This window comes from Rhodococcus sp. NPDC127593 (genome assembly GCF_042671975.1).
Lineage (GTDB): Bacteria > Actinomycetota > Actinomycetes > Mycobacteriales > Mycobacteriaceae > Rhodococcus_F.
The window spans coordinates 1-24,108 of record NZ_JBHXWI010000106.1 but is presented as its reverse complement, the minus strand read 5'-3'; the positions used below and the strand labels follow the sequence as shown (position 1 = coordinate 24,108).

Genomic DNA, 24,108 nt, shown 5'->3' with positions numbered 1-24,108 from the left:
AGACAAGATCGTTCCCAGCCCGCTCGATCCTCGCGTCGCCCCCGCTGTCGCGGAGGCAGTCGCCGCCGCTGCTCACGCAGAAGGCGTCACCGACTGAGCACCCAGCTCGAGATGAGGTACCGCATGGGCATCGGCGAAGGCGAGGGATTCGTCCGGAATGTGTCGCGCTCATAAGGCCGCCGGGGGCAGGAACGCGTTAGCGAAGGACTCGATGAGACGAGCGCTGAACGGTGCGCGGGCCACCAGGTGCCACCGTCGCTCGGTGAACCGGGCGGGGGTCATGCCGAATTGGACGAAGGTGTCTTCGGCCCTCGGCCCTCGGCCCTCGTTCCACGGGCCCGGCTGCTCGAACTGCTCCGGCCGGGGAGTGCCGACGCCTGGTGCTGATCCATGCCCCGGCGGGTTTCGGGAAGAGCACCCCACCGCCGGTGGCGCGAGCACCTGATCGGTGAGGGCGTGCCGGTGGCGTGGCTGAGTATCGATCAGGACGACAACAATGTCGTCTGGTTCCTCGCACCTGGTCGAGGCGATCCGAATGGTTCAGCCTGCCCTCGCCCACGAGCTCGGACAGGTCCTGGAAGAGCACGGTGACGAGGCCGAGCGGTACGTACCGACCTCACTGATCGACGACATTCAGGACGGTGGCGAACTGCTTGGGGTGACCATCGACGACTGGCACCGCGTCACCGATCCCACCACCATCAAGGCAACCGACTTCCTGCTCTCCAACAGCTGCCACCACCTGCAGGTGGTGGTAACCAGCCGCAGCCAGTCCGGGCTTCCCCTCAGCGCGTACGGGGTGCGCGATGAGCTGGTCGAGATCGATTCCACCGCTTTGCGTTTCGACGTCGAAGAAGCCCAGTCCTTCCTGGTGGATCTGCGAGGTCTCGCCCTCACCGCCGAGGACGTGACCCGGCTGCGCGCATCCACCGACGGATGGTTCTTCTCATCGATCCCGACGCCGACCGAGCCAACCAAGCCATCACGCTCGGCCACTGAACTGCTGACCCAAGCACGACGGGACGCACGGCCCCGGGCGGAACTGCGTAACCAGTTGCTACTAGCTTGTGCGCTCTATGCGGCTGACCGCCGTGATGATGCCATACGTGAGCTCGGGCTCGCGATCGTCCGTTGTGCGCAGCACCGCCTTGCCCGCACCGTTCTCGACGCGGGCACCCCGGAATACTCGACCTCCTCGGCACCTTCGAAGATCATCTCGACCTGTACTGCACCCCGCACCGCCAGGCTGGACCTCCGACGTGGCGGCATGTGTGACCGCGCTGCCCCGCGACGTCGATTTCTGAAGCGCCTGGCTTCATCTCTGCCACGTTCGAGTCGACGTCGGTTCATCCAGTCCCCACCCGTAGCGCGCACTCTGTTGGCGAGACTCGTGGTCTACTCTCCGACTGAGCCGTTCGCGGTCCCGGCGACCATCACGACACCCGTCGATGTCCTGAGCTCGCTGCTTCAGCGGTGAGATCCACGCAACGTGGAGGTCTTCAAGACTTCGCGGCGCCGGCTCTCAGTACAGCGGGTCATGGCGAATGTGGCAGGCATCGACTCCGGCGGCCATCAATCGATACTTGGTTGTGTGGATCATTGACGGTGATCCCACGACTTCGATGTCGTGACCGGTCCAGTCCGCGTATTCGGCGACCACACGGCTCATCTGGCCGGTGAGTGGATCGTGCACACCGCCCGAGGGCCGCGACGTTCTCGAGACCCACCACGGATTGTCGCTGTACTCGGTTACCGGGATGACGGTCAGCTGCGGATTCGTCCGCGTCAATGCCCACAGCGTGTCGAGGTCATACAGGTCACAGGGGTAGGTGCCGCCGACAAACAGATGCGTCCGAGGGTTGCCGTCAAGCTGTGCGGTGTCCATCAACTGCGCTCGCAAAGGAGCGATTCCGGTTCCTTCGCCGATCATCAGCCGACTTCGGCGAGGTTCGCGCCACATACCGAGGGAACCGAGTGGTGATCCGATCAGCCAGGTGTCGCCGATCTGTGACTCTCCTACGATCGCGGGACTCACCCAGCCACCGGATACTCGTCGGACATGGAACTCGACGATCCGGTCCGGTGTGGGTGGCGTTGCCAACGACAGGTAGCGCCACATTCTGGGACGCCTGGGTACCTGCACGCTGACATACTGTCCCGGTTCGTACGACATCGTGTGGTCGAGTTCCAGACGCACGATGGCGAGGTCGTCGAGTACTCGGCGATGTTCGATCACCATGCCCACACGTGTCGGAGGTCCCTCGTCGGAGTTGGCGGCCTCGGTCATGATCGAGGCGATAAGTGCGATCGTCAGACGCCACGCGTGGTCCGTCTCGTCGGTCCAGAGTTCAGGTCCGGCAAGGTTGGCCAGCGCGGCGACGAGTGCCTCGCCGACGGCGGTGTAGTGCTCCTCTGTGACTCCGTATTTGCGGTGATCTCGTCCGAGTTGGGCTAGCAGGGGGAGTACGGATTCCGCTGCCTCGAGTTGGTCGATGACGTAGCTGATCGCCTGCATCAGTCGATCGCGTTGCGTGTCCATGGCTGCCGGGAAGTGCTGGCGGGTCTCGGGATGAGTGGCAAACAGAATGGCGTAGAAGGAACGTGCGAACTTGTCCTCGCCTTCAGGGATCGCTCCGATAGATTTGAAGCTTGATCGGACCAGTGAAATCGTCAGGGGATCCACGACAATCGGTGACCTTTGTCTTCGTTCGGATTGGTGCGTGATGTCGTCCCCACTTCCCCCCGGACGAATTCACGCTGATCGTGGTGACGGGAGCGGTGTGCCAGGGCTGAGCGAGTGCCGATGACGCAGGACAAGTGGCCTTCGGTCGGCGCCGGTGACGGCGATCAGCACGAGGACATCGTCAATCTCACCTCATCGATAGGGCCGGATGGATCCTGCCGGGTTCCGTTTCGCGGACGTAGTCGGCTCTATCCGGGTGTTTCCCTCGGATTACACACCTGGTGAGGCGTTCGCGGGACCGAGGTGGTGATTAACGGTCGAATGCGAAACCAATCAGCAGGATCCCGCTACCAGTTGACGACCGCAGCGATCAGCGCGCGGGTACGCGACAGGCTGCGGCCCGCCGCACATGTCACGGCGCGGCGTGGAGGGGCCGATCAGGCTCATGACACGAGCTCGAATCTGGGGGGTTGGAAACACGGCGCTTCTTCGTTGGCAGGTGACGAATCAGCGAGCGCGAATGTGTTCCCGAAATGCAGGTAGTCCGGTGATGGCCCCGATCGGGATCCTTGTCATGATCTTTCATGTCGGAAAAGCAGACAGAAATCAGTAATTGACGAGTGAAAAATCAATGCCTACGGTAATTGCGGATGTGAGCGGTGTCACTCGGCGATGTCGTGGCGAGATGTGAGCTAGTACCGAGGCGCCCTCCAGTCTAGTGAAATGTGCATCTGCACAGTTCTTTTGAGACAGATTGACTGAACAGGAGTCGAACCGATGAGCGACAAGCTGAAGTTTTTCTCGCAGGAGTGGTGTGAACTGGCGCTCGAGGCTGCCAACGCGAACCCGGAGGTGTACAAGGGCTTCAAGGACCCCGATTCGTTCACCAATCGCATGGAATTCGGCACAATCGGTAAAGACGATGTGGCTTGCCATATCGAGTGGGAGAAGGCCAGGATCATCTCCTGGACGATCCGCAAGTTCGACGAGAGCGACCTGTGGTTGAAGATCAACGGGACGCTCGAGACGTGGCAGCGCGCGGCCGAGGGCGACGCCGAGGGCGGAAAACTGCTGCTGGCCGGAAAGGTCAAATTCGCCAAGGGGCCGATGTCGGCGGCCATCGAGAATGCTGGAGCCTTCAACAATTTCCTGTTGTCGTGGGGTCAGGTGCCCACGGACTGGGACGTGTGACCCACTGACAAACGGCCCGTGTGGGACTCGCGTGTTCGCCAGGCGAGTCCCGCGCAGGGCCGATAGGACATATCGCTGACCCTGCTGTGAAAGGCCATGATCGATGACCACTGTTGAATCCGAGACATACCCGGTCACCCTGTACGACGGGGACGATGCGAACGGCGTCGCCAGCATCCTCGGGATGCTGCTCGGGCAGAACGTCGAGAACTTCCCGTCCCGAGTCAAGTTCGCACGTAAGATCTCCCGGCCGGTGTCGATCTACAGCACCGACACCGACAGCGCCTGCACGATCGTGTTCGGCACCGACGAGGCAATTGTATACAACGACATCGTGGGTCGGCCGAGCGTCACCATCAGTGCCAGCGTGAACCAGATCCTCGACGTTTCACAGTTGCCGATGAAAGCCGGCGGGTTGATCCCGGTGGGCTTCTTCACCAACCGTGGGATGAAGGTGCTCGGCGGAATCGTCACGCACAAGCTTGTGGTGAAGGGTCTTCTCACACACACGCTGACGGCGTTGCGCACTATCGCGCTGGTCTCGGTTGTCGAGTCGTGACGGCGATTTCGAGCCGGAACAGGCACACCCTCGATGGCGAGGCCACCATGCCGATCGTATCTCCCGACGAGATCGCACCAGGCGGATTCGCCGAGCCGCCGCGGCGCGCCTCGACCACAACGAATGTGGCGCGCGTACTCCTGGTTCTCGCGCTGATTCCGGTGGGTGCGTTATACCTGTATCCCCGGATCTACGACTTGACGGCCACGCCCTATCGGCTCGACCAAGCGGTGGTGTCCGCCGGCAACTACAACCCGGCCCTGGATCAGATTGTCGAGCACGAGAAGGTCACGCTGGCCGCGTTCGACGCGCTCGACAAGATGAAGGCATCACTGGCGAGTGTCCTGAGCACCGATGCGGCAGTGACCGCCGAACTCAACACCCTCACCGGCCAGATCACGGGCGACGTGCAGAAGACCCTCGACCTCGCCGGCGCGAACGTGACCGATCTCGTCGCCTCGCTCGACACATTGACCGAGCACATCAGCTCACTCCAGCCGCCGGTCGACGGCGCCACCGCGGCGGTCGCCGGCGACCGCGCCACCTTGGACGCCATCCTCACCGACGCACGTTCAACCGCCGCCAAGGTCCAGAGCGCCCGCCTGTCGGCGGAAGAATCCGCCAACGACCTGTCTGGAAAGTAGGAGAAGTACCTTGATTTTCTTCGGACGCCGCGGCGGACCGGCGCGCCTGGTTCTGTCGATCGTCGCGGTCGGGGTTCTCGGCCTGCTCGCCTTCGTCGTGTTCAACCTGAACACCCGACTCGACAACCAGCAACGCGCCAACGAAACGAGCATCACTGCCTCCCAGGGCATCGTCGACGTCAACGACCGACTGACCAATCAGCTCCAGCAGCTGACTGAACTCACTCACACCGCGCAAACCGCACTCGATGCTACGGCCGCACTCGGGCCGCTGCTGACCAAGCTGGATGAAGCGATCACCCCGGCCGCGCAGATGCTTGCCGGCAGCACCGACGGCGCGCAGCTGACGAACGAGCAATTGACCAACATCCAGGGCATCCTCGGCGAGGTCCAGAACACCGTGCTCCCGCTCGTGGAGTCAGCGGAAGCGTTCGGCGACCAGGGCCGGCAGCTGCTGGTCATCGTTCAGGGCCTTGTCAGCGACCTGCAGGGTTCGGTTGCTGCCGCGCAAACCATCAACGAAATGCTTCCGCTCCCGGGCTGAAACCACCTTCTCTGCTCCAACCGATCTGTACCTACTCTCGACTGGACGTGACATGCAGCAGGGCACCGACTTACCGCCAGAGGCGTACCCCCGCCGAGGCCTGGCCGGACTTCAGCGACTCGATATCCCGGCATCGGCGCTGCCCTACCGAAAGGGCGTACTGCCCCACCGGATGGACATACCGAATACAGCAACACCCAGTTCCACCGGGTTCGCCGTAGCCACCGAATGGATGGGCCGCCTCGCCGCGGTCCTGGCCGTGGTCCTGTTCGGGCTGGTCTTTGCGGCCATCCACAAGGGTCAGCTCGTGCAGGACAGCGCGCGCACGATCGTGGACAACTTCCGGCTGACCAACGAATACTTCGCCCAACGGGCGGACCTCACCGCCCCGGCCACGGCACACAAGCAACTCGACGAGCTGGCGGGGGTGTTGGCCCAGCTCAACGTCGCCACCGCCGCCGACGTCGATCACCTGGCTGCGCTGCTGCCGGACGCACGTGCGTTGCTCGCCGCTGGGCAAGGCGACACCCAGATCGCAGGACAGCTCGAGACTGTCGCCACCACGTTGCAGGGTTCGGCGGCTTCGCTGCATCAAATCTCGGCGGACGCGAACACCACCGTGAGCGACGTGAACAACGAGCTCACCACTGCGATAGATCTCGTGAACGCACTCAACGCGGAGCTGACGCGGACGACGAACAAACTCGCGCTGGTTCCCGAACAGGGCGCTTTCATTCCTGCACCGGGAGGGAACTGATGATCACCAAGAAGGCATGGCTCGGGGTCGTGCTCGGGCTGGGGCTCGCGCCCGCTGTGCTGCTCTGCGCCGTCAATGGGTTTCTTCCCGGACTCGACGATGTGGTCGACCCGCTGGGGCGACCGTCGCAGCTGAGTCTCGAGGTCATCGATTCCGCCGGCCAGTTCGACACACTGACCTCGATTCTCGTCCCCAAACACGCCCGGCTGGCCTCCGATATTCAAGCGTTGGACCCGCTGGCACACGACCTGGAAGGCCTGACCACCAAGGCCGGAGAGCTGACGGGACAGGCCAAGACACTCAATGCCAGCACCGGCACAGTCAGCACGATCGCCTCCCCACTGCCTGACCTCGTCGCGAACGTGACCGATCGCGCCAACCAAGCGAGCCCGACGGTGGCGGGACTGTCGACCGCCGTCGGCTCGGTCACCACGCAGCTAGAGGCCATCAACCAGGGACTGACCACGATCGAAGGCACCTTGGGAACGCTCGGCCCCAAGGCCACCGCCATCGCCGCGACGCTGGCGAACGTCGAGGAAGAAGCCCGGCACATCCAGGAGCTCGGACCGCTGCTCGCGGTGGTCGGTCCCCCGGTCAACTCCCTGAACCTCCCCCCTCTCGGCGTCGCGACCACCCCCACCCCGTAACGCTCGGACGGCTCAGGAACTGACACACAACGAGTGAAAGGCAGAACACACATTATGTTTCGGCTCTCCTGGGCGATTGCCCTGGCATTCGCCATCGCACTCTTATGTGGCATTCTGATCGTCACACGAGACTTGAGCATCACCAATGACATCTTCAAAGACGGTGTCAATCAAGCGAAAACCGTTGACCAGACCACCAACGAGGCACTGTCCGGGGCGAAGGAATTGCCTCCCGCCAACGCCGCCATCAACCAGGGCCTTCCGGAAGTCATCGGAGTGCTCGACTCCCTCACCCGCGCTGACCAGACCCTCGGGGATCTCGGCACCCAACTCCAGGCTCTCGGTGACGCCCTGAAGTCCGCGGATGCCCCCCTCGGCGGCATCATCGACGCAGGTGCATCTGCAACCGATCAGGCAAATGCCGCCGCCGTTCCCGCGGGGCAAATCGTGCACACCCTGGCGGACGCCGACGCGAAAGTTCAAGCACTCGCCCCCCTGTTGGACCGATCACTCGCCCTCGGGCAAACGATCGACCAGAAATTGCGCATCGCGCTGATCCTGCCGGTCATCGGCAACTGACACGACACCAATATGGGTGAGCCCGCATCAGGGGTTCGGCGGCAGGATGGTGTTTCCTGGGAACGGCCGATAATGCTGGCGTCATCTTGTCAATCGTGAAGGGGGGTTTCGTGCCACACCACAGGGAACAGGTCGCCGCCGATCGGGGGTGCCGGGGGTCATCGGCGGGACTGAGGACCCACCGATACTGGGAAGGTGGTCGAAGCTGGTACCCGGCCTCGGATCCCACACGACCTGGTCACCTGTGAAGATCGTGGTGACGGCACGGCGAGATCGACTGGAATGGTTGGCGCGCGATCCGTGGACGGTCTTCGGGTGGTGCAGTAACGCATCGCCCGGCTCGGCCTCGCCAATGAACCATTGATGCTGGTCGTAGTCGGCGTCGAAATCGGGTGATTCGGGGAAGGGTGAACTCTGATAGACCGCAGCAACATCAGGATTTCCGCTGAAACTGCGGGGCCGGTAAACGGGACCAAGGTGTGAACCTTTCAGATAGTGGATCGCCCCGCTATCAGTGGTGACGGTGTCGAGCGGTACCCAGATACGGAAGTACTGAGCGCCGTCGACAGGGAGGTAGGCATAGTCCTGGTGGAAGGGCGCACCCTGTCCTGATCCCGGTTCCTGCGCGAACACCTGGTCGTAGAAGAACCGCAATGATCGCGCCGAAGAGTGCATCTGGCGGGCGATGTCCTTGGTCGGCCCGCGCAGAGCCCAGCTGTTGAACGCGGAGTCGATGAAGCGCGGGAACGCTTGGGAGAAGAAGCGGGGTTGCCCTGCGGACGTGTAGTTCTGGGACGTACTGTGCACGTCCGTCATCATCCGATCTACGGCGGTCCGGAGGTAGTCGATCCACGCCGGAGGGATCACTGCTTCGAGGCGGATGACTCCGTTGGCAGCGAACTCCGCCCGTTCCTCGTCGGTGATTTCGCGGAGCAGCTGCTCGGTGGGGTGCTCACTGTGGTGGTCGGTGGTCATTGGATTTCCTTTGCAAGGTGACCGCGGGCGGTGTGGTGGGTCATCGTGGAATCAGCCTTCGGCTGAGGGGCCGACGGTCGCGGAGTGGTGACAATCGGGTTCTTAGGGCGTCGCGTGGACTCGGTGGTGCCGACACCGGGGTGGAGGCACGCAGTGAGATGCGTGGACGAGCGTCGCCGAGTGGAGGTGGCGAACGTCCGACGGCCCCGACATCGACATCCACTCAGTGGTGGGTGAAGGTCGGGTCGCGCTTCTCGATGAACGCGGACATGCCTTCCTTCTGATCGTCGAGTGAGAACGTCGAGTCGAAAGCCCTCCGCTCGTAGCGCAATCCTCGCCAAGAGTGGTCTCGAACGAACGTTTGACTGCTTCCTTCGCCATCATCGCGACCGGTCGCGACATCGATGCGATCGTCTCGGCGATGCTCTGCGCCTGGCCGAGGAGTTGATCGGCGGGGATGATACGACCGATCAGTCCGGCACGCTCGGCCTCAGCCGCGTCCATCGTGCGCCCGGCCAGTAGTAGGTCCATGGCCTTGGCCTTGCCGGTCGCATGCGTGTGGCGCTGTGAACCGCCGAGACCGGGGATCCCCCCAGAGTGATCTCGGGTTGGCCGAATCTCGCGGTCAGCCGCGATAACGAGGTCGCACATCATCGCCACCTCGCGGCCGCCACGATGGGCACATCCGGCTACGGCGGCGATGGTCGGCTTGCGTACCGCTGCCGGCCGTTCCCAACCTGCGAGAAAGTCGCCGGCGAATACATGTGCATAGCTTTGGGGCCACATCTCCTTGATGTCGGCGCCGGCGGCGAAGGCGCGCTCAGAGCCTGTAAGGATGATGGCGCCGATCCCTGGGTCGTTCTCCAGGCCGTCGAGCGCGGTGATGATGTCCGCGAGCATCGGCGAGTTGGGGGCATTGAGCGTCTTGGTCCGGTTCAGTGTGACAGTACCGACCCGGCCCTTACGCCCGACCGGGATCGTTTCGGAGTCGTTCACCGCTGATTTCCTTTCAGTCTGTCTGATCGTGGCCTGTATCGACCGCGTGGGAATGTCGATGTCGTATGCGGAAGTGGTCGCGCGACCTGCGGTCATCTGCATTGATCGGGGCAGTTCCAGTGTGCGCCTGCGCGTGCTCCGCACAGGACCTGCCGCAATCCTGTAGAGCTGCAGTGCCCGCGCCGGGCAATCGCGCACCGAGGGGTTCAGCTTCGGCGTCTGAGCTGTTGACGAATTGCCGGAACGGCATGGCATCCAGAACTTGCTGCGGCACACCACCGGTGACTCCGATGCGACTCGGTCATTGGCTGGTGAGCACTGCCGCAACGCCTACCGCTACTGCGATCACGATCACCGAATAGAGGATGAGATCCCATAGGCGGCATGATCGGGGCTCGTCACGGCCGAGGCCTGACGCAACCAACTCTGATTCTCGTTTCATCTCCATACACCTCATGACTGTCGACTGAGCGGGCCGAATCCCTCGCGGCGTAGCAGTTACCTGACTGCTGGTGGAGCGTGGTCCGTAGTGCATCCGACCGGTGGGCGTCCTGATCGCTTCGCCGGGTAGACCGGCTGGGGTAACCTCTCGATAAACATTTCACGACTAAGAAAGAGTATCCAGTGAATAATTGACTAGCCATCTTTTCACTCATATGATTATGTGATCCACAACACAAGTTGGGATCGGGTGCAACCCCGACAAGGCGATCGGATTTACAGAAGAGGCGCGACCAATGGACGCGACGGACGAATTTTTCAGCTGGACCTCACGGCGAACTGTCATCGGTTCGTGTTCTCGAGCGTCGTCGGCGCCGGGACTGCCGCGGGCGCAAAGTGATATGGCCGACCATCTGCCGCAACGCGGCCTTGACGTCAGGCTCGTGGTGTCCGGCCGCCACTGCCGATTGATCACCTTCACTCAGGGTGGCCTCGACTACGTCGTAGTGACCGTTGGCTCGGTTCGAGGACGACGCGACGTGCCCATCCGGGCAGTCGACGAGGAGTCGTTGCTGGTAGATGCGAGCCGCAGCGCGACGTCCGCGGAAATACTGATTGGGATTCCGATCGATCCGAGGACGGTGAATCCCGTGCGGTGCCGCGAACGTGTGCTGTCCTCCCAGCTCTGCCAGGGCGGCCCGATCCGGCAGATGCTAAATGTCACAGGGGTTCACTCGGTTCTCGTGCCGGTCCTAGCTCCTGCGAACAATGCGGCGTAGCCGCCTGTTCGCGGCCGCGTCGAGGCACGGGAATTCCCGCGCACGGCGATGATTCATCGCGTTGGTACGCGTTCGGTGGCGCATCCTGCCCGTAGGCACACAAATGGTCTCGAGCGAGACAGAAAGCAGACTTCCTTGTTCATCTTGGAGAAGTTCTTCACCGCGATTCTCACTCTGAGCGGCGCCTCATTCGGTGGCTGGCCGCTGTTCGAAGACGACGATCCAGACGACTCGTACTGGGACCAGGAGCGATCGAGTTGACCTGGCGGTGCAACGGACTCCGGCGTGCGCACAGCTGCGGCCCCGAGGGGAGGACTCCCAGGGCGTCACGTCTCGAGGACCACCGTTTCCGGCGTCTGGAGAATTTCTTGCGCAGGCCGCCACACCCGTAGGTGACGGAGCGCATACCGAGGCGACAACCCGGGTTACCCAATAGCAACAAAGTCCGGGCCGCGAGCAGCGCACGGAGCTCCATCACTCATGCCAGACCTCGCAAGCGCGCGCCCTGCGCATTGAAGTGGGGGACGGCGGAAGGGCGCACTCACCCCCACTCCGCCAGCCAATCCCTCCTCTCAGGAGACGGCGAGTGTCTTTTCGCGGGGATTCGGCTGGGGCGTATGACCCGGCTCGTGCAGCGCCAGTCCGAGCACGCCGGCGGCTACAAAGACCGCTCCATGGACGAGGAACCAGAGGGCAGGGCCGTCGACGCCGTTTGGGAGGTGGGCATACTGGCCGCCAACTGGATGCTCTCCTCGTTGCCGCTGACGAGACCCTGGAAGCGGGGGAGCACGGTGTTGAGCTGTCCGACACGGGCGGTCACGTCGGGGCAGTTCTGGGACATGAAATTTGAATTTGAGTGCAGCTCCGCAGCAACCCTTTTAGTTCGGAAGACTGCCCGGATTCAGTGCCGCACGGATTGCGTCGTATGAGATGAGTAGCGGTGCCAGATCGACGGTGCGATATCCGCCGGGCCTTCGCGTATCAGTTGCCTGCGGGGGAGTGCACCATTTCTGCTGTTCTCGTGTGGGTGGGGTCGTGACGGTCGAGGACCTCGAGCGCAGCGTAGGAGTACTTCCCGCTCGCATATTCGCGGGGTGTGACCGCGTACCGGCGCTTGAACTCTGTAATGAAGTGGGAGGCGCTCGAATAGCCCACGGCACGTGCAACTTCGCTCACACTGATGCCGGATTCGGTGATGAGCATGCGTCGAGCAGCGGCCAGTCGCTCGGATTTGAGGAACTGGTAGGGACTGACGCCGATCGTCGCACGGAAGGTGTGCGCGAACGCGGACTCGCTCATCTGGACCTCCCGCGCGATGTCACTCACACTCATCGATTCAGTGAGGTGAGACCTGATGTACTCGATCGCCGACCGCGTAGGATCGACGTCGGACTCGCGTGAGGCCACCTCGAGCGGATCCTGGCAGCTGACGATCTGCAGCAAGCGATACACGATCTCCTGCAAACAGATCGGTGCGAGCACTCGCTCGTCCAACTCGCCATCGAGGGCGCGAAGAAACCGGAGAATTGTGTGGAGTAGTCGTGCATCGACACGGAAGGTGCCGCTGCACTGATTGCCACCCGGACGGCCACGCCGGGTGATCGGCACCGCCGCGGCATCGCTGACCAAGACATCCGTCGAGATGCGACGAATGATCGCCGTGTCGATCTGCAGAAACATCGCGAGGAAGGGATGGTCGGCGGAGGCCTCGACTACTTCGATCGCGGGGCACAGACGGTCCGTGAAGACGATTCCCTCGAGTGGACCGCATCCGTGAGCGGTGCGATCGATGTCCACGGACAGTCGGCCCTGGGCGACGAGACCGAAGGTGACACCGTGGGCCGGTTCCCACGAATACGGACCCGGCTCCTCGAACCGGCAGACGGTTACCCCCCGCGCCTCCCGAGCCCCGTTCACACCCGCCCAGCAGTTCAGTTCGACGAGCAGGTCTTCCACCGGCATCGGCTCAGTCACACTGTTCACAACTGCGCCTTTCGTCGTGAGTCGGTGCTGGTTCGGCGCGGTCACATCCGATCCGACAATCGGCGGGCGGCGAGCTGAATTGCCTCCCACACCGTGGCGAACGGTGGGGCATACGAGAGATCCATCGCGGCAAGGTCGTCGACGCTCATCTCGCCCCACAGTACCGCGGCGGCAGTGTCGATCCTCTTGGCTGACTGCGCCCCGCCCACGATCTGCACACCGAGCAACCGGCGCGTACGACGGTCGGCGATGATCTTGGTGGCGATCGGTGATCGCTCCGGCATATATCCACTCGCCGTGCCGCCGGCAGTGACCAGAGACTCCACGTCGTACCCCGCCTCGGTCGCCTCCCGAGTCCCGAGGCCTGTACGGGCGACCTCCACGTGAGTGCCGGCGGACACGAACCGGGTAATGGCGGTGCCTAGAACACCAGGGAACTCGTGCGATCCGCCAACTGTGTTGTACCCACAGATGCGCCCCTGCTTGTTCGCGTGGGTGCCCAGGGGCGCCAGGACGTACTGCCCCCGGATTCGGTCGATGACTTCGCAGCAGTCCCCGGCGGCCCAGACGCCCTCGGCGACCTCTTGCCGCTCGTTGGGCAAGTAGCCACCGCGTTCGCCGATGGGCAACCCGGCGGCCACGCCGAGTTCGGTCGCCGGGCGCACACCGAGTCCGAGGACGACGACGTCGGTGGGGTAGACCTGCCCGTTGCTGCCGGTGACCGACCGAACGTGGCCGTCGCCGCTGTCGATGTCGATATCGGCAACCGTGGTGTTCGTGACGACGTCGACTCCGCCGGCTTGGACGGTCTCGCGCACCCTCTCACTCATATCGCAGTCGAGGCTGCTCATCACAGCACTGCGGGTCAGGAGTGTGGTGCTGAATCCGCGTTGCACCATCGCTTCCGCCATTTCGACGCCGATGTACCCGCCGCCCACCACCACCGCGCGGCGGCGGATGGCTACTCCATCGCGTGACCGGCGGGAGACGAGATCGAGCCAGTGCCGGGCATGATCGAGATCCTTGACCGGGTGCACGCCTCCCACCAGTTCACCCCCGTCGGTCACCGCCCACTCCGGGATGATCGGATGGGCACCGGTGGCGAGGACAAGCTTGTCGAATCGAACAACTTCCTCCTCACCTCCGGTGTTGTGGGCGTAGGTGACCGTGCGAGTATCGAGGTCGATCTGGGTTGCGGTGACGTTCATCCGGAGGTCCACCCCCATAGCCCGATGCTTTTCGGGCGTGCGAGCGCTCAATTCGTCGGCGGTGCCGACCGTCCCGGACACCAGGTATGGGATGCCGCAGGCAGAATACGAGGTGTCGGAGGTCTTCTCGAGCGCGATTACGTCGACGTCGCGTCCCGCGGCTTTCGCGCTGCGCAGCGCTTGATGGGCCGCGCTCATACCTGCGGCGTCGGCGCCGATGACGACGATGTGCTCGCGCTGTTTCGGTGGGATCGCCGTGCTCATCGCATCTCCGTCATGGTTGTGCATCGGGCGACCGCCCATTCGATCGTGTCGGCGGCCAGGTGGGTTCCGCTGAGCGCATCGATCTCGCGGATTCCTGTGGGGCTGGTGACGTTCACTTCGGTGAGCCTGTCTCCGATGATGTCGAGTCCGACGAACACGAGTCCACGCCTGACGAGCTCGGGTCCGAGTGTGTTGCAGATTTCACGGTCGCGGGCGGTCACGGTGTCGCGCACGACGCGTGCACCGGTGGCCATGTTGCACCGGAATTCATCGCCGGCGCCGCCGGTGTCGACGATGCGGCGGACGGATCCGATCGGCTGTCCGTCGAGGACGATCACGCGACGGTCTCCCGCTGTCTCCGCCTCCGGAATGTACTGCTGGACGACTACGTGCTGGTCACCGCGGACGGTGGCGGTGTCGAGTATCGAGTGCAGGTTCGGGTCATGCGGTCGCAGGAGCATGATGCCCCGGCCGGCCATGCCGTCGGTGGGTTTGAGAACTGCTGTTCCCCAGGAATGTACGGCTTCGACTATTTCGTCTCTGTCCGCGGAGACGAGGGTGGGGGGACCCAGTTCGGGCATCCGCAGGGCGAACAACTTCTCGTTCGCGTCGCGGAGCCCAGCAGGGGAGTTGATCAGCAGCGTCTTGGTGGGATCGACCAAGTCGAGGATGAAGGTGGCACGAAGATAGTTGCTGTCGACCGGAGGGTCGGTCCGCATGAAGATCGCCGATACCTCGTCGAGAGGGAGGCGGCGGGATGCGCCACTGGTGTACCAGTCGGTGTCGGCGATCCACTTGTCTTCGCTCAAGACCGCTGGGCGTAACGTCACCTCCCGGCATCGGGCGAATACGCGCCCTCGATCGATGCCGAGCTCGCCGATCGTCGTGGTCAACACGCGATGGCCGGCCAACTGCACTTCCTCCATCAAAGCGATGGTGGTGTCGTGCGCGGGTGCCAGTCCGGCAAGGGGATCGGTGATGAACACGAAGTCCAACCGAAGCCCAGACCGGGCCTGCGGGTCGTCAAGCACTGGCGGCCCGCTCATGACGCCACCTCGCCGATAGTGCGATGTGTCGACTCCCCTGTCCATGCGGCCGGTACCAGGCCGCTGTACATGGCACTTTGCGGTCCCTGTTCGCGGGCAGCGACACCGAACCGGGTGCGGTCGTCTGTGGAGTCGTCCCCCCAGATCGATGCGTAGCCGTCACGATGGCGCCGAGCGTCGAATACCCTGTCGAGGTCGGCGAGGGTGTCCCAATGGACGATGGTGAGCACGGGTCCCAGTGGTTCACGGGAGTGGGCCAGTGCCTTTGCCGCGGCCTTCGACGTTGCGTCGCCGAGGTCGACGACCGTGGTGGGCAGCCGCCACCCCATTCGATGCCTGATGTCATCGGGAATCGTTCCCCCCAGCAGTACCCGCCCGCCGCCGGCGTCCAACTCGTCGATCCGATCGAAGGCCCGCCACCGGACGGGTTCGCTGGGCAGGGGAGCGGCACGATTGTTGAAGAGGGTCAGCTGGCAGAGAACCGCAGCGATGGCATTCTTGGCGACGTCCCGGTGCACCGCGACGGTGTGTAGACCGAACGGTCCGCCGGCGTTGTGGACCCGAACTGCTTCGGCGATGTGGGAGGCCATCGTCGCGAATTTGTCATTCGCGAGGCCGGGGTAGACGATCGCGGCGTTGCCGCCGCCGGCCAGGGTTCGCAGGGGCACGTGTGTCCGGCGTTCAGCTCGGCTGGCCCGGCTCAGGGTGGACTCGTTCGCCCGCACGTGCAGCGTCTGGAGTGCGGTACTGCTGATGAGTGCGGCGCCCACGTCGACGCCGGTGCCCTGCACGATGTTGAGAACGCCGGCGGGAAATCCCAGCTGGTCTGCAATGAACGCGAACGCCACCGGTGACAAGGGACCGCGCAGCGACGGCTTGACCACTACGGTGTTTCCGGCGGCCAGTGCCGGGAAGACATTCAGCAGCATCTCCGAGAACGGTGCCCCCCACGACAGTACGTGCCCGGAGATGCCTGCGGGTGTGAGCCTCGGGTGCAGGACCTCTCGGGTAAGGATCGCGCGAGCGATCCTCAATGTCGATTCGATAGTGGCGAGGGAATCGGCGTATCCGAGACCTGTCTCGGTCGATTGCAGGCGTGCCAGCTCGGGTGCCGCCTCGGCGAGCCGGTGCAGCAACAGAGCCAGCAGCTGGTCCCGGGTGTGTAGCTCGGACCAGGGCCCCGACAGCGCGTCACCGGCGGCCGAGATCGCCCGATCGACGTCGAATCGCGACGAGAGGGGCACAACCGCGGTGATCGTGCTGTCGGAGGGGTTCCGGATCTCGTACTCGTAAGGCGCGGCCGGAAACACCCACCTTCCGTCGATGAGGTTACGTGCGTAGTGCTCATCGGTCGGTAGTTCGATGGTTTCCAGCAACATGATGGATCCTTCCGAGTTCGAGAGGGGTACTGCGTTCAGGCGATGAAACGGTCGAAGAACAGCCGGTCCGCGGAGGCCCCACGCTCGCGCACCAGCGCTCGCAACGCCGCGTCGACCAGTCCGGCAGGGCCGGCGAGATAGATGTCGTGATCACTGAGATCGGTCCAGTCTTCGGCGACGTGGTCGATCACCCGCCCTACCCGGGAATCGTCAAACACGTCCCATCCAGCCGGCTCGTTGCCAGCGAGGACGGGATCTTCGACCGAGACGGCGACACGGGCACCGAGTTCGTTCAAGCGGGCGAGCCGATCGAGGAGAACGATGTCCCCGGCCATACGTGCACCGATGTACAGGTCCACCCGCCGCGCCCGGTTCTCGACGAGAAGTTCCTCGGTGATCGCGAGGATCGGTGCCAGCCCGGTGCCGCCCGCAATACACACCGCGGGACGCTCGGACCCCGGTTGTGCGTATGCACGCCCATACGGTCCTTCGACCAGAATGTCCTCGCCCACCTGGACTTTATCGAAGAGCCAACTCGATGCCGCCCCGCCGGGCTTGGCGCGGATGATGAATTCCACGGTGGTGGAACCGGCCCCGTCGGCGGGGTGCGCCATCGAGTAGGCCCGCCGAACGCCGTCCGGTGATTCCAGGAGCATGAACTGCCCTGGCAAGAAGTCGATGGGTGAGCTGAAGTCGAGGGTGAAGAGAGCGGTGTCGGGGGTCAGCGCTTCCCGGCCCAGGAGTCGGGAAGTCACACGCTCGGGCACTGCCTCTCGGCTCACCGTCGGCCCGTCGAGTATCGGTGCCTTGATTGTGCAGTTGGCCGTGGGAATCGACTGGCACATCAGGATCCGATTGCCGCGTCGGCGATCACGTTCGGAGAGCCCGGAGGCGTCGGGCCAGAGGGTCTTGACCTCCCCGTCCACGAGTTGCGCGCGGCAACTGCCGCATCCACCGCTGGCGCATTCGTAGGGCAGGGCCAGTCCGGCCCGGAGGCCGGCCCGAAGAAGTGTCTCTTCGGGCCCGCACGTCACCGGTCCCTCGTGCCCACTGAAGTTCACTGTGACAGTCATGGTCTCAGATCTCAATCGGATTCGGCCCGCAGACCGACGAGGTCGAGGAACGAGTGCCAGTCCTGGCGGACCGCGGCGGAAATCTCGTCCGCGGACGCTCCGCTGGGTGACGCGACGATCCGCGCGCCGGCCTCGATCATCTCGTTCCCGCGTGCGGCCCATTCACTCAAATGACCCTGAAGCACATCCAGATTGCCGGCGTCAGCCGCGACGAGAAATTCGACCAGTGCCACCGACCAGCGCTGACTCCGCAGGCTGTCACGCCAGAGGTTCTCCAGAATCAGCGAGTCCAATCGTGCTCCGACCCGGGCGGTTTGGTGCCGGAGCTGGACGAGGAAGAGCTGATCCGCAATCGCCTTGGTCACCAGATTGGTCGCGACGAATGCTCGGTCCCAATCGAATTCCACGAGGGCCCATTCGAATGCGGCCCGAATCGGCTGCCAGTCGGGGCGCTCGGTCCAGAATTCCTTCTCCGCGGTGCCGAAGCCGCGTTCGGGATGCGTCAGCTGCAGCTGGGTGGTGCGGTACGCGGTGAGCTGCACCCGGCGGAGCTGGTCCGCGGTCTGGAAAGCGGCACAGTTGCCGATATAGCTGCTGATCGCGAGCTGCTGGACGTAGGCGGACAGCATCTGCTGGCTGTGCGCGACGTACCGCGTCGGGGTCAGGGCCCGCACCAGCAGGGTCAGTGCCTCATCGGAAAGCGTCTCGTCGGAGCCTTCGCCGTCGAACTGGGCGATCAAACCCTCGACGTAGGTCTCCTGATCGTCCTGGTCGGCAACATAACTGCCGTAGGTGACGGTATCGGGATCCCGGAAGCTATCCCAGTCGGCGACCGTCAATTTCATCGAGTCGCGGTGCTCGCGCAGCCACACGTTTCCGTGAACGTCTGGTCCCATTTCGAGTGGCACGGGCCCGGTGGTGTGGTTCATGTTGTGCGTGAGAACTTCGTATTCGGTGGGCCGTCGCCCGAGATTGCCGAACGCACTCCAGGTCTTGAGCCCGCGCGAACGGGACCGCGGTGTCTTGTTGGTCATGACTTCTCCTGTCCGGAGTTCTGGTAGAACCAGACGTATTCATCGGTGCGAGTCTTGAGGCGCCCCTTGAACGAGGGCATGTCGATCTCGAGCGCGGCCAGCTGATAACTCTGGCCGAAGTGCTTTTCCAAGCTCGACTGCGTCAGGCGGCACGCTCCGCGTGTGTGGATGCGGACATAGTCCTCGCGGTCGAGTACCAGCACGTCCTGTCCCGGGTTGTCCTCCTCGATCGCATCGATCACCGCCTCCGCAAGGTTGCCGGCCCGGATGACCGGACCCACAAGGTCGGGGGACGACTCGTCCGAGGCATCCATGTCGACAATGGTCATGAGTGTGAACTCCTACGGTCAGTGATGCGCCGCGGCCGGCGACTTGAGGCGAACTTGAATGACACCGTCCACGATTCGGACGTCGTGCTTGTGCAGACAGGTGTCTCGGGGATTGACCCCGGAACCGGTCAGCGCGTCGAACTGCCACTCGTGTGCGCGGCAGGTGACGACACCGTTCTCGAATTCCCCCTCGACCAGCGAGATGCTCTGGTGTGGGCAGATTCCGTCGTACGCGCGGACCTCACCGTTCACCTTCACCAAGAGCACTTCGTCGTCTCCGACGTCGAACGATTCCATCTCGTCGTCCCACAGTTCGTCCTCGGCGACCAGGTCGACGAAGTCGTTGCCGGGTGCGTCAGCCATCGGAACTCACCTGCTCTCGGAAGCGGACGTCGACCCATTGCAGCGGTGGGATCGTGCGGGTGCCGAGTAGCTCACCGAGGGTGGCGTCGGAAGTCATCACGGTGCCGTCCACGAGCGCCTCGAATCCGGGGCTCACCTCAGGTTTCGGGACCCGCCGGCCCACCGCATGCGCCGCGACCTTGCGGGCGATCTGATCCCAGGTGTCGTCGGTGTCCACGGCCACGAGGAGTGGGACGAAATCGCCGACGAAACGGCCGGTGATGGGAAAGGGTGCCATGTCAGTTCTCCTTGGCAATCAAGTGAAGTCGGGTCTCAGATCGAGATCGGTTCGCGTTCAACGGATTCCTCCACCAGTGCGGGCTTCGACGGGAGGTAGTCCTTCGCCCAGGCGTAGTCGTACACGTCGTCTCCCATCACGTCCGGGGTCAGACCCATGTAGAGCAGCCCGCCGGCGAGGTCGGCCGGGAGAATCTGTCCGTCGATGAAACGGTCGATGAAGCTCTGGTGGCCGGCGTAACGCTCGGGGTCCTGCTCGAAGCACCACTTGGAGATCTCGGAATCGAAGTGGTAGAGCCGGCCCTTGTAGATCAGGCTGTGGTCGGCGAGATCGTGCCGGGAGAACGCAGATCCCAACGGGAGCTGGGTGAGGTTGCACAGCGCCGGCAACGTGTCCGGCAGAGTGTCCTCGATCCGATCATCGTTGACGTTCTTGATGATCTCGTCCCACATCACACCATAGTTCTCTTCCCAAGTGGGGTACTTCTCCCGCAGCCATTCCCGTTCGTCCTTGGAGACGCCGGCATTCGGCTTCCAGAACAGCGTGGGGCGCCAGAACCAGGTTCCCAGATGCATGGCGTGATGGCCGTTCTCGAGCGAGTACATGAACTGGTCCCAATACCAGGGCTTCTTCAGCCCGTAGTCCTCGAGGATCCGTTCGTGGTGGTTGACGATCCACTCGAGCATGAATTCCTTGAAGCTCATCTTGCGCTGATCTAGGGGTGTGTAGTAGTCCATCGCCGGCCCGGTCAACGTCTGGAACAGCCGGGTGGACCGCCAGAAGGCGACATCGAGTGCCTTCTGCGCGCGGGCGGGGTCGTGCTCCATCAGGATCGACAGGGTGGGGAAACCCTGCTGAGCGTGGCGTGCCTCATCGGTTTGGATGGAGGACAACAGGTTCGACCAGTTGATGTCGCCGGCAGCCATGGCGTCGGCGGCCAATGCGACGAACTGGACGTTGGTGAATCCGTGTTCGACGGTCAGGCTCGTCGCCAGCGCGGCCTCGACGCAGTCGGCGTTGAGCATCGCATCGTCGAAGAAGTTCTTCACCGCCAGGACACCCCACTCCTTGGTGTGGAACGCCTTCTGCGACCAGTCGAAACGCGGATCCTGCTTGAGCAGATCGTGGGAGAAACGCAGATCGAGCTGGGCGTGGCGGGTCTCGTCGAGCATCCCGAAGACCCCGAGATTGCGCCAGCGCGGGGTCGGCGCGAACCGGCAGAATCGGCTCTGCATGGTGACCGCCATGTGCTCGACCATGCACGTGGTGCCCATGTGTAGGTGCGTCGTGGCGACGTGCGCAGGGTCGAGCTTCTCGTAGGTGCCGGAACGCACCAGGGCGCTGCTGACGGCCTTGACGCCCGACTCCTTCTCACGCTGGATCCGGACGTAGTCGCGGTACGACACCCGGAACGGTTCGTCCCACTTGTCCCAGGCCTCCTTCGGTACGTCCCCCGCACCGCTCCAACTCGTCGGGAACGCCACCGCCGGATCGACGTAGCTCAGTTCCCAGTCGAGGTCTCGCGAGATGTCGTACCAATCGTCCCGGTTCAGTAACATATTGTGCGCCTTCCATTGTGACGGTATGAGCGGTGGTCTTCTGGATGGTTCCGTTCAGCGGTCATCGTTTGACCCGCAGCACTCGGTAGTTGGTGTACTCGAGGACACCGTGGATGGACTGTTCGACGCCGAGGCCGGACTGCTTGACGCCACCGAACGGCACATCGGAGGAGAGCATCGGATGCTGGTTCACCCAGACCGTGCCCGCGTCGACCCGTTCGGCGACCTCGGTCGCGCGCTGTTCGTCGGAGGACCACACCGAGGCGCCGAGCGCGAGTTCGGAGTCGTTGGCGCGCGTGATCACATCATCGATGTCGGTGTAGGTCAGGATCGGCAGGACCGGGCCGAACTGTTCCTCGCGAACCAGGGGCACGGAGTCGTCGACCCCACGCACCAAGGTGACCGGGTGGAAGTAACCGGGGCCCTCGGGCACCTCACCGCGGAAGTACACGTCGGCGCCGCGGTGGGCCGCATCATCGACATAGCCACGCACCTTGGCGAACTGGACGGCGTTCTGGACCGGGCCCATGTCGACGCCGTCGTCGAGCCCGTTGCCCACCTTCACCCCCTTGGCGACCTCGGCCAGAGCTTCTTCGATCGCGGGGGCGAGGTGCTGGGGCACGTAGAGGCGCTTGAGGCCCGCACAGACCTGACCACAGTTCGACAGGGCACCCCAGTACAGATCCGCCGCGATCGACGCTACGTCGACGTCGTCGAGGACGATGCCGGGATCGTTGCCACCGAGTTCGAGGGTCAGGCGCTTGAGGGTCGCGCCGGCGCCCGCCATGATCGACTTCCCCGCGCGTTCGGACCCCGTGAACGTGATCTTGTCGATCCCGGTGTGAGCAGTCATCGCCCGGCCGAGATCGTCGCCGCCGCTGAGCACCTGCAGCACACCCGGGGGGAGGATCTGTTGCGCGAGCTCACCCAGGCGCAACGTGGCCACCGGGGTCAGGGGTGAGGGTTTGACGATGATCGGGTTGCCGGTAATCAGGGCGGGGCCGATCTTCCACAGCGCCAGCAGGAGGGGATAGTTCCAGGCGGTGATGCCCCCGACGACTCCGACCGGTGCACGGTGCACCTCGATCAGCTCGTCGTCGTTGTCCCGGATGACCTCGACAGGAATGTCCCAGCTCGCATACCGCTCGAGACCGCGCAGACCCGATTCGATCTCGCCGGCGGCCTTCGCCAAGGGTTTTCCCTGTTCGAGGGTCACCAGACGGGCCAGTTCGTCGATGTTGGCACGCACGTGGTCGACCAGGCGAAGGACGATGCCTTGTCTGAAGGGGAGGTCGTGCGTAGCCCAGTGCTCGGCGGCGCGCCGAGCGGCAGAGACCGCGGAGTCCAGGTGCTCGACTCCGGCGTCCGGAACCTCGACGAAGGCCGACTCGGTGGCGGGGTTGATCACGGGGATCACCGCTGCGGTGGTCGTGATCTCTCCGTCGATGGTCAGCCCAGGTGGGGTGCTGTTGGACAGAGAATCTGCGGTGATACTCATGGTTGACTTCCTTCCGGGCGGAAGAGGGTCTTGAACTGTTCCGCGCTGTAGACGTGGTTTCGGGCCTTCTCCTCGCGCGGGTCGGAGATCCGGACCTTGGCTGCGGGTCGGGCAGAAATACGGTCGGCCCACGCTTTGACGTTGGGGTAGTCGGAGACATCGACCCCGTGCCCGGCGGCCACCCGAGTCCACGGGAAGGTCGCGATGTCCGCGATCGAGTACTCGCCGGCGAGGTACTCGCGATCACGTAGCCGGTCATCCATGACGCGGTAGAGGCGGGCCACCTCGCCCGCGTAGCGGTTTCGGGCGTACGGGTTGTCGATTCCCTGCTTCGGGGCATGCGAGACGAAGTGGGCGGCCTGTCCTGCCATCGGTCCCTGGTTGGCCACCTGCCAGAACAGCCAGCACAACACTTCCTGGCGGGCGATCGGATCCTCGGGAAGGAGGCGACCGGTCTTCTCCGCCAGGTAGAGCAGGATGGCACCGGATTCGAAGATCGCCAAGTGCCGGCCACCGGGGCCATCGTGATCCACGATGGCCGGCACTTTGCTGTTCGGATTGATCTCGACGTACTCCGATTCGAACTGATCGCCCTCACTGATGTCGGTCCAGACGATCTGGTAGTCAAGTCCCAATTCCTCCAGCGCGATGAGCACCTTCCGCACGTTGGGGCTTGTGTAGTAGTAGAGGTCAATCATCGAACGATGCTCCAAGAGAGTCGATTACCGGCGGGTTAGATGTCGTACTGCTTGCGGATGCGGTCCAGGTAGTCCACGAGGTTCGCCTTGGACTGGACGTATCCGGATCCGAGCCACTGCTGCGGCTGGTCGGCGATGTGCCGCAGCGTCGAGTACACCGAGGCGTCGATCGAATGCAGCTTGTCGCCGAGGAAGAAGTCCTTGTCGGCCAGGAAGTCGGACAGAGCATCGATGTCCGCCCGGAAGAACTCGACGACGACCTCCGCGCTACGCCGGCCCATACCCTGGCCGTCGAACTCGGTGAGGATCCGGCCCCGGAACCCGTCCAGGCCTTCGCGCATCTCCGGGGTCACCTCGGCGCCCTGAACGATGTACGGGATGTAGGTCTCCCACCCGCTGTCCTCACGCCAGCGCGGCTGGATGATGCCGCTCCAGTACAGGTGCTCCTCGATCAACCGGTTGAAGGCGAGAGCCAGGGCAAGCTCCTGCTTGCTCAGATCCGCATCGAGCTTGTCGCCGTACTTGTCCTTCAGGTAGGCGATGATCGTGTTGGAGTCGCCGACTTTGGTTCCGTCGCTGTCGACGATGTACGGCAGCTTGCC

The 24,108-nt window shown here is 63.7% G+C and carries 26 protein-coding genes and 1 pseudogene; 10 read left to right on the top strand and 17 right to left on the bottom strand.

Annotation, left to right across the window (positions count from 1 at the left end; genetic code table 11):
- Nucleotides 1-321: 321 nt before the first annotated feature.
- Together ACFVJ3_RS47040 and ACFVJ3_RS47035 are read left to right on the top strand one after the other, a co-directional pair.
- Nucleotides 322-940 (top strand): annotated as a pseudogene (locus ACFVJ3_RS47040) (protein kinase); the annotation flags it as partial.
- Entirely contained in the window at nt 917-1,477 is a 561-nt protein-coding gene (locus ACFVJ3_RS47035) for a hypothetical protein (protein ID WP_378458609.1), read from the top strand. The pseudogene ACFVJ3_RS47040 and the gene ACFVJ3_RS47035, both read left to right, overlap by 24 nt.
- 45 nt (nt 1,478-1,522) lie before the next feature.
- On the opposite strand, the gene ACFVJ3_RS47030 is transcribed toward ACFVJ3_RS47035, so the two are convergent.
- Nucleotides 1,523-2,683, bottom strand: a complete 1,161-nt coding sequence (locus ACFVJ3_RS47030; protein ID WP_378458607.1) for a globin domain-containing protein — start codon at nt 2,681-2,683, stop codon at nt 1,523-1,525.
- 777 nt (nt 2,684-3,460) lie between these two features.
- On the opposite strand from ACFVJ3_RS47030, the gene ACFVJ3_RS47025 reads away from it, so the two are divergent.
- The 7 genes from ACFVJ3_RS47025 (at nt 3,461) to ACFVJ3_RS46995 (ending at nt 7,604) form a co-directional block, all read left to right on the top strand.
- Complete coding sequence (locus ACFVJ3_RS47025; RefSeq protein ID WP_378458606.1) at nt 3,461-3,874, top strand: hypothetical protein; 414 nt, start codon at nt 3,461-3,463, stop codon at nt 3,872-3,874.
- Nucleotides 3,875-3,977: 103 nt separating this feature from the next.
- The gene (locus ACFVJ3_RS47020) at nt 3,978-4,433 is read left to right on the top strand and encodes a hypothetical protein (protein WP_378458605.1); all 456 of its coding nucleotides are present in this window, start codon (nt 3,978-3,980) and stop codon (nt 4,431-4,433) included.
- Between the two features lie 47 nt (nt 4,434-4,480).
- The gene (locus ACFVJ3_RS47015) at nt 4,481-5,077 is read left to right on the top strand and encodes a hypothetical protein (RefSeq protein ID WP_378458604.1); all 597 of its coding nucleotides are present in this window, start codon (nt 4,481-4,483) and stop codon (nt 5,075-5,077) included.
- Nucleotides 5,078-5,087: 10 nt separating this feature from the next.
- A complete protein-coding gene (locus ACFVJ3_RS47010; RefSeq protein WP_378458603.1) occupies nt 5,088-5,621 on the top strand; it encodes a hypothetical protein in 534 nt (177 codons plus the stop codon).
- Nucleotides 5,622-5,673: 52 nt separating this feature from the next.
- Entirely contained in the window at nt 5,674-6,378 is a 705-nt protein-coding gene (locus ACFVJ3_RS47005; RefSeq protein ID WP_378458602.1) for a hypothetical protein, read from the top strand.
- Complete coding sequence (locus ACFVJ3_RS47000) at nt 6,378-7,025, top strand: hypothetical protein (protein WP_378458601.1); 648 nt, start codon at nt 6,378-6,380, stop codon at nt 7,023-7,025. Before ACFVJ3_RS47005 ends, ACFVJ3_RS47000 begins: the two co-directional genes overlap by 1 nt.
- 54 nt (nt 7,026-7,079) lie before the next feature.
- The gene (locus ACFVJ3_RS46995; RefSeq protein WP_378458600.1) at nt 7,080-7,604 is read left to right on the top strand and encodes a hypothetical protein; all 525 of its coding nucleotides are present in this window, start codon (nt 7,080-7,082) and stop codon (nt 7,602-7,604) included.
- Nucleotides 7,605-7,685: 81 nt separating this feature from the next.
- On the opposite strand, the gene ACFVJ3_RS46990 is transcribed toward ACFVJ3_RS46995, so the two are convergent.
- Together ACFVJ3_RS46990 and ACFVJ3_RS46985 are read right to left on the bottom strand one after the other, a co-directional pair.
- On the bottom strand, nt 7,686-8,579 hold the full coding sequence (locus ACFVJ3_RS46990) for a phytanoyl-CoA dioxygenase family protein (protein ID WP_378458599.1): 894 nt from the start codon (nt 8,577-8,579) through the stop codon (nt 7,686-7,688).
- 102 nt (nt 8,580-8,681) lie between these two features.
- On the bottom strand, nt 8,682-9,677 hold the full coding sequence (locus ACFVJ3_RS46985; RefSeq protein ID WP_378458598.1) for an enoyl-CoA hydratase-related protein: 996 nt from the start codon (nt 9,675-9,677) through the stop codon (nt 8,682-8,684).
- Between the two features lie 635 nt (nt 9,678-10,312).
- Here ACFVJ3_RS46985 and ACFVJ3_RS46980 point away from each other — a divergent pair.
- Nucleotides 10,313-10,795 (top strand): hypothetical protein, encoded by a 483-nt coding sequence (locus tag ACFVJ3_RS46980; protein ID WP_378458597.1) that lies wholly within the window; start codon nt 10,313-10,315, stop codon nt 10,793-10,795.
- A 658-nt stretch (nt 10,796-11,453) separates the two neighbouring features.
- Here ACFVJ3_RS46980 and ACFVJ3_RS46975 read toward each other — a convergent pair.
- From ACFVJ3_RS46975 to ACFVJ3_RS46910, 14 genes are all read right to left on the bottom strand, one after another.
- Complete coding sequence (locus tag ACFVJ3_RS46975) at nt 11,454-11,636, bottom strand: hypothetical protein (RefSeq protein ID WP_378458596.1); 183 nt, start codon at nt 11,634-11,636, stop codon at nt 11,454-11,456.
- Nucleotides 11,637-11,776: 140 nt separating this feature from the next.
- Entirely contained in the window at nt 11,777-12,778 is a 1,002-nt protein-coding gene (locus ACFVJ3_RS46970) for a helix-turn-helix domain-containing protein (RefSeq protein ID WP_378458595.1), read from the bottom strand.
- A 41-nt stretch (nt 12,779-12,819) separates the two neighbouring features.
- Nucleotides 12,820-14,250, bottom strand: coding sequence for an FAD-dependent oxidoreductase (locus tag ACFVJ3_RS46965; protein WP_378458594.1), 1,431 nt, complete (start codon nt 14,248-14,250; stop codon nt 12,820-12,822).
- Entirely contained in the window at nt 14,247-15,296 is a 1,050-nt protein-coding gene (gene gshB, locus ACFVJ3_RS46960; protein ID WP_378458593.1) for a glutathione synthase, read from the bottom strand. The genes ACFVJ3_RS46965 and gshB overlap by 4 nt, the downstream gene beginning before the upstream one ends.
- On the bottom strand, nt 15,293-16,675 hold the full coding sequence (locus ACFVJ3_RS46955; RefSeq protein WP_378458592.1) for an aldehyde dehydrogenase family protein: 1,383 nt from the start codon (nt 16,673-16,675) through the stop codon (nt 15,293-15,295). The genes gshB and ACFVJ3_RS46955 overlap by 4 nt, the downstream gene beginning before the upstream one ends.
- A gap of 35 nt (nt 16,676-16,710) precedes the next feature.
- Nucleotides 16,711-17,748, bottom strand: a complete 1,038-nt coding sequence (isoF, locus tag ACFVJ3_RS46950; RefSeq protein ID WP_378458591.1) for an isoprene monooxygenase reductase — start codon at nt 17,746-17,748, stop codon at nt 16,711-16,713.
- Between the two features lie 11 nt (nt 17,749-17,759).
- Complete coding sequence (gene isoE / locus ACFVJ3_RS46945; RefSeq protein WP_378458590.1) at nt 17,760-18,782, bottom strand: isoprene monooxygenase oxygenase subunit beta; 1,023 nt, start codon at nt 18,780-18,782, stop codon at nt 17,760-17,762.
- Entirely contained in the window at nt 18,779-19,111 is a 333-nt protein-coding gene (gene isoD, locus ACFVJ3_RS46940; RefSeq protein ID WP_025432436.1) for an isoprene monooxygenase effector protein, read from the bottom strand. The genes isoE and isoD overlap by 4 nt, the downstream gene beginning before the upstream one ends.
- Before the next feature lie 18 nt (nt 19,112-19,129).
- Entirely contained in the window at nt 19,130-19,474 is a 345-nt protein-coding gene (isoC, locus tag ACFVJ3_RS46935; protein ID WP_378458589.1) for an isoprene monooxygenase ferredoxin, read from the bottom strand.
- On the bottom strand, nt 19,467-19,751 hold the full coding sequence (gene isoB / locus ACFVJ3_RS46930; protein WP_378458588.1) for an isoprene monooxygenase oxygenase subunit gamma: 285 nt from the start codon (nt 19,749-19,751) through the stop codon (nt 19,467-19,469). Before isoB ends, isoC begins: the two co-directional genes overlap by 8 nt.
- Nucleotides 19,752-19,786: 35 nt before the next feature.
- Nucleotides 19,787-21,310, bottom strand: a complete 1,524-nt coding sequence (gene isoA, locus ACFVJ3_RS46925) for an isoprene monooxygenase oxygenase subunit alpha (protein ID WP_378458587.1) — start codon at nt 21,308-21,310, stop codon at nt 19,787-19,789.
- A 61-nt stretch (nt 21,311-21,371) separates the two neighbouring features.
- Nucleotides 21,372-22,727 carry a non-phosphorylative glyceraldehyde 3-phosphate dehydrogenase TadD gene (tadD, locus tag ACFVJ3_RS46920; RefSeq protein WP_378458608.1) on the bottom strand — a complete coding sequence of 452 codons (1,356 nt, stop codon included), beginning with the start codon at nt 22,725-22,727 and terminating at the stop codon, nt 21,372-21,374.
- Nucleotides 22,728-22,804: 77 nt separating this feature from the next.
- Nucleotides 22,805-23,506: a glutathione S-transferase family protein gene (locus ACFVJ3_RS46915; protein WP_378458586.1), complete on the bottom strand. Its 702-nt coding sequence runs from the start codon at nt 23,504-23,506 to the stop codon at nt 22,805-22,807.
- Nucleotides 23,507-23,541: 35 nt separating this feature from the next.
- The coding region (locus ACFVJ3_RS46910; protein WP_378458585.1) for a glutathione S-transferase family protein at nt 23,542-24,108 on the bottom strand (567 nt) is incomplete at its 5' end.

Excerpts from the sequence above, each read along its gene's own strand:
- ACFVJ3_RS47005 (WP_378458602.1), top strand. The coding sequence starts at position 5,674 with ATGCAGCAGGGCACCGACTTACCGCCAGAGGCGTACCCCCGCCGAGGC.
- gshB (WP_378458593.1), bottom strand. The coding sequence starts at position 15,296 with ATGAGCGGGCCGCCAGTGCTTGACGACCCGCAGGCCCGGTCTGGGCTT.
- ACFVJ3_RS46965 (WP_378458594.1), bottom strand. The coding sequence starts at position 14,250 with ATGAGCACGGCGATCCCACCGAAACAGCGCGAGCACATCGTCGTCATC.
- ACFVJ3_RS46985 (WP_378458598.1), bottom strand. The coding sequence starts at position 9,677 with ATGCAGATGACCGCAGGTCGCGCGACCACTTCCGCATACGACATCGAC.
- isoC (WP_378458589.1), bottom strand. The coding sequence starts at position 19,474 with ATGGCTGACGCACCCGGCAACGACTTCGTCGACCTGGTCGCCGAGGAC.
- ACFVJ3_RS47000 (WP_378458601.1), top strand. The coding sequence starts at position 6,378 with ATGATCACCAAGAAGGCATGGCTCGGGGTCGTGCTCGGGCTGGGGCTC.
- ACFVJ3_RS46975 (WP_378458596.1), bottom strand. The coding sequence starts at position 11,636 with ATGTCCCAGAACTGCCCCGACGTGACCGCCCGTGTCGGACAGCTCAAC.
- isoF (WP_378458591.1), bottom strand. The coding sequence starts at position 17,748 with ATGACTGTCACAGTGAACTTCAGTGGGCACGAGGGACCGGTGACGTGC.
- ACFVJ3_RS46995 (WP_378458600.1), top strand. The coding sequence starts at position 7,080 with ATGTTTCGGCTCTCCTGGGCGATTGCCCTGGCATTCGCCATCGCACTC.
- ACFVJ3_RS46980 (WP_378458597.1), top strand. The coding sequence starts at position 10,313 with ATGGACGCGACGGACGAATTTTTCAGCTGGACCTCACGGCGAACTGTC.
- ACFVJ3_RS47020 (WP_378458605.1), top strand. The coding sequence starts at position 3,978 with ATGACCACTGTTGAATCCGAGACATACCCGGTCACCCTGTACGACGGG.
- isoB (WP_378458588.1), bottom strand. The coding sequence starts at position 19,751 with ATGGCACCCTTTCCCATCACCGGCCGTTTCGTCGGCGATTTCGTCCCA.
- ACFVJ3_RS46915 (WP_378458586.1), bottom strand. The coding sequence starts at position 23,506 with ATGATTGACCTCTACTACTACACAAGCCCCAACGTGCGGAAGGTGCTC.
- ACFVJ3_RS46990 (WP_378458599.1), bottom strand. The coding sequence starts at position 8,579 with ATGACCACCGACCACCACAGTGAGCACCCCACCGAGCAGCTGCTCCGC.
- ACFVJ3_RS47015 (WP_378458604.1), top strand. The coding sequence starts at position 4,481 with ATGCCGATCGTATCTCCCGACGAGATCGCACCAGGCGGATTCGCCGAG.
- isoA (WP_378458587.1), bottom strand. The coding sequence starts at position 21,310 with ATGTTACTGAACCGGGACGATTGGTACGACATCTCGCGAGACCTCGAC.
- ACFVJ3_RS46955 (WP_378458592.1), bottom strand. The coding sequence starts at position 16,675 with ATGTTGCTGGAAACCATCGAACTACCGACCGATGAGCACTACGCACGT.
- isoD (WP_025432436.1), bottom strand. The coding sequence starts at position 19,111 with ATGACCATTGTCGACATGGATGCCTCGGACGAGTCGTCCCCCGACCTT.
- ACFVJ3_RS47025 (WP_378458606.1), top strand. The coding sequence starts at position 3,461 with ATGAGCGACAAGCTGAAGTTTTTCTCGCAGGAGTGGTGTGAACTGGCG.
- isoE (WP_378458590.1), bottom strand. The coding sequence starts at position 18,782 with ATGACCAACAAGACACCGCGGTCCCGTTCGCGCGGGCTCAAGACCTGG.